Source organism: Mesorhizobium sp. M7A.F.Ca.CA.002.04.1.1 (genome assembly GCF_004022805.1).
Classification (GTDB): Bacteria; Pseudomonadota; Alphaproteobacteria; order Rhizobiales; family Rhizobiaceae; genus Mesorhizobium; species Mesorhizobium ciceri.
The window spans coordinates 1-3139 of record NZ_RZPL01000666.1 but is presented as its reverse complement, the minus strand read 5'-3'; the positions used below and the strand labels follow the sequence as shown (position 1 = coordinate 3139).

The window sequence follows — 3139 nt, the reverse complement described above, 5'->3', positions numbered from 1 at the left end:
CGTCGTCATCGTCGATGAAAACGGCGCGATCGTCGATGGTGACCAGATCATGGCGCTGATCGCCGAATCCTGGCACCAGAGCGGGCGGCTTGCCGGCGGCGGTGTCGTCTCAACCGTCATGTCCAATCTGGGCCTCGAACGCTTCCTCGGCGACATGAAGCTGCAATTGCACCGCACCAAGGTCGGCGACCGTTATGTCGTCGAGCATATGCGCGCGCATGGCTTGAATGTCGGCGGCGAACAGTCGGGCCATATCGTGCTGTCCGACTTTTCGACCACCGGCGACGGCCTGGTTTCGGCGCTGCAGGTGCTGGCCTGCATCAAGCGGCAGGGCCGGCCGGTCAGCGAACTGTCGAAGAAATTCGAACCCGTGCCGCAACTCCTGAAGAACGTTCACATTTCCGGCGGCAAGCCGCTCGAGGAGGCGCCGGTCAAGGCCGCCATCGAAGACGCGCGTAGCCGGCTCGGCAAGACCGGACGGCTGGTTATCCGGCCATCCGGGACAGAGCCGCTGATCCGCGTGATGGCCGAGGGCGACGACCCGCAACTGGTCGAGTCCGTGGTGAATGGCATCGTGGACATCATCTCGGAAACGCGCAGCGCCGCCTGACCCCCACAGCGCCCGGCAGGACGTCGTCGCCTGAACCTGTCCAAGGCCCGCCTCTCGGCGGGCTTTTTCTTGTCGGCTCCCAGTCTGTTCGCTGTTCGGAAATCTCGCGCCGGTCCCCAGAAGTTTCGAGATTCGTGGTTAAGCAACAGGGTTAAACGCCTTTTAACCTTTGCAATTCATTATCCACGACTGAAAGCCAATCGCATTTCGGGCGGGTTTGCCGTTCCGAGCTTCTCAGGGGTGACAAGCATGTTCAAGACAGCAAGAAAGGCCCTGCTCGCCTTACTGTTCGCAGGCCTGGCGGGGCCGTTGTTCGCGGCCGACCTGCCGGAACCGATCGTCGAAGAGGCTCCGCCTCAGGCCGTCTACGAGCAGCCGGTAGAAGTCGGCGGCTGGTATATCCGTGGCGACATCGACTATCACAAGTCGACCGTGCGCGGCATCGACTATATGACCTACACCGTCGATCCCTGTAACTGTACGGTTACGCCCGGCACCAGAAGCTTCGATTTCGGCAAGCTCAAGGGCGGTTTCTCGCTCGGCGCCGGCGTCGGCTACAAGATCAACGATCACTTCCGGACCGATTTGACCGCCGACTATTGGTTCAAGTCGAACTTCAACGGCGGCACCTCGGATATCAACGGTACTTCGACCGAAGTATCGAAGATGAGCGCCCTGCTACTGCTTGCCAACGCCTATGTCGATCTCGGCACCTACCATGGCATCACGCCTTACGTTGGCGCCGGCATCGGCGGCGCCCGCGTCAAGTGGGATGATGTCTACGACCCGAACACCACCGAGTTCAATCCCGGCAGATCAAGCTGGCGTTTCGCCTACGGTCTGATGGCCGGCGCTTCGTACTGCTTGACCGACAAGATCATTCTCGATGCCGGCTACCGCTTCTCCCATATCCAGGGCGGCCGCATGTTCGACTGGAACATCACCAGCTCCGGTCCCGGCTTCGATCGTGGCATCAACACACACGAAGTGCGCGGTGGCCTGCGTTACCAGTTCGGTGGCAACAACGGTTGCGCCGCGCCGGTCGTTGCCTACCAGCCCGAACCCGAGCCGATCTACACCAAGTAACAGCATCTACATTACTTGAATTCTTCACAAACCGCCCGGCCTCAGCCGGGCGGTTTTTCGTTGGCCGCCTGGAATCGACAGGGGAAATGAATTCGCTAACGCTCTGTTAGCCTTAACCGCCACTTAACCACTATGGTTAACAATGCTCCTTGAAACGATGGCTGCCGCTGCGATTGCGGGCTGCGCCAAATTCGGGAGTCGGGGACCATGAAACTTACATCGCGTATGGCGCTGGCGCTCGGTGCACTAGCCCTCCTGCCGCTGACGCCGGTGCACGCGGCCGACTACGATCCGCCGATCTATGTCGACCAGGCGCCCGACTACGTCCCGGTCGAGGTCGGCTCCGGCTGGTATCTGCGCGGTGATCTCGGCTATGCCTTCAACAAGCCCTATGAATTTTCGGAAACTCCGGCCGGTCTGGTTACGGATACCAGCCCGCTGTCTGGTTCGATAGGTATGGGCTACCATTTCAACGATTACTTCCGTGGTGAATTGAATTTCGGTCTGCTGCCGACAAGCAAATTCGCCAGCAAATTCGACAGTACTTGCGATGGAACGCAGACGGTGACTGTCACCAGCGGTGGCAGCACAAGCGCGTTCGCCGGCCCAAGCACCCGTGGATGCGAAGGCTCCAACGACGGCAACAACAAGGCCTACGATGTGATGGCCAGCGCCTTTGTCGACCTGGGCACTTATGTCGGCTTCACGCCCTATGTCGGAGGCGGTGTCGGCATAGCGTACAGCACCTACAAGTACGCTCAAGGCGCTCGCAACTGTCAGAATTCATCGACAACATCAGGTACAACCACGACCATCTTTGAATGCGACGATCCAAACGGCTATGATGGGACGACGCAGTCGGAGAAGCAGTTCAGCTTCGCCTATACGCTCGGCGCCGGCTTTGCTTATCAGGTCAGCAAGAATGTTGCAGTCGATGTCGGCTATCAATACACGGCTCTGCCTTCCGCGAAATACGTGACAGCAGACGCTGTCGGCAACCCTGAGTTCAAAAAGGGCCTCGATTATCATCAGGTCAAGGTCGGGCTGCGCTACGATCTCTGGTAGGCGCGGCGAGTACGAGGACCAGCACGGCGGATCATGGGGTCCGTCGTTTGCGTTTGAAGTCACGACATCCTGATCGGGGATCGCCGGTATCCCGGCAACGACAAAAACTTTCCTCTTGACGCCTGAAGCCCGAACGAATATCGCCGTCCGTGGGCCACCCCTCCCCAACGAGGGGCCACTATCTGGAAGGATAGACCACGATGACGACGCATACGAAGCCCGGACTCCGTCCGGCAAACCCCAATTTCTCCTCAGGTCCCTGCGCAAAGCGCCCCGGCTGGTCGGTCGAGGCGCTAAGAAATGCTGCGCTCGGCCGTTCCCACCGCGCCAAGATCGGCAAGACCAAGCTCGAACAGGCGATCGAGCTGACGCGGGAGA

2 protein-coding genes and 2 pseudogenes are annotated in these 3139 nt (G+C 59.8%); all 4 read left to right on the top strand.

The annotated features are described in order from the left end of the window. Nucleotides 1-610, top strand: a pseudogene (gene glmM / locus ENZ75_RS26420) (phosphoglucosamine mutase); the annotation flags it as partial. Between the two features lie 249 nt (nucleotides 611-859). Next, on the top strand, nucleotides 860-1696 hold the full coding sequence (locus ENZ75_RS26415; RefSeq protein ID WP_013529156.1) for an outer membrane protein: 837 nt from the start codon (nucleotides 860-862) through the stop codon (nucleotides 1694-1696). Between the two features lie 225 nt (nucleotides 1697-1921). Next, nucleotides 1922-2761: an outer membrane beta-barrel protein gene (locus ENZ75_RS26410; protein WP_318011902.1), complete on the top strand. Its 840-nt coding sequence runs from the start codon at nucleotides 1922-1924 to the stop codon at nucleotides 2759-2761. 200 nt (nucleotides 2762-2961) lie between these two features. Continuing rightward, a pseudogene (locus tag ENZ75_RS26405) lies at nucleotides 2962-3139 on the top strand (phosphoserine aminotransferase); the annotation flags it as partial.

Excerpts from the sequence above, each read along its gene's own strand:
- ENZ75_RS26410 (WP_318011902.1), top strand. The coding sequence starts at position 1,922 with ATGGCGCTGGCGCTCGGTGCACTAGCCCTCCTGCCGCTGACGCCGGTG.
- ENZ75_RS26415 (WP_013529156.1), top strand. The coding sequence starts at position 860 with ATGTTCAAGACAGCAAGAAAGGCCCTGCTCGCCTTACTGTTCGCAGGC.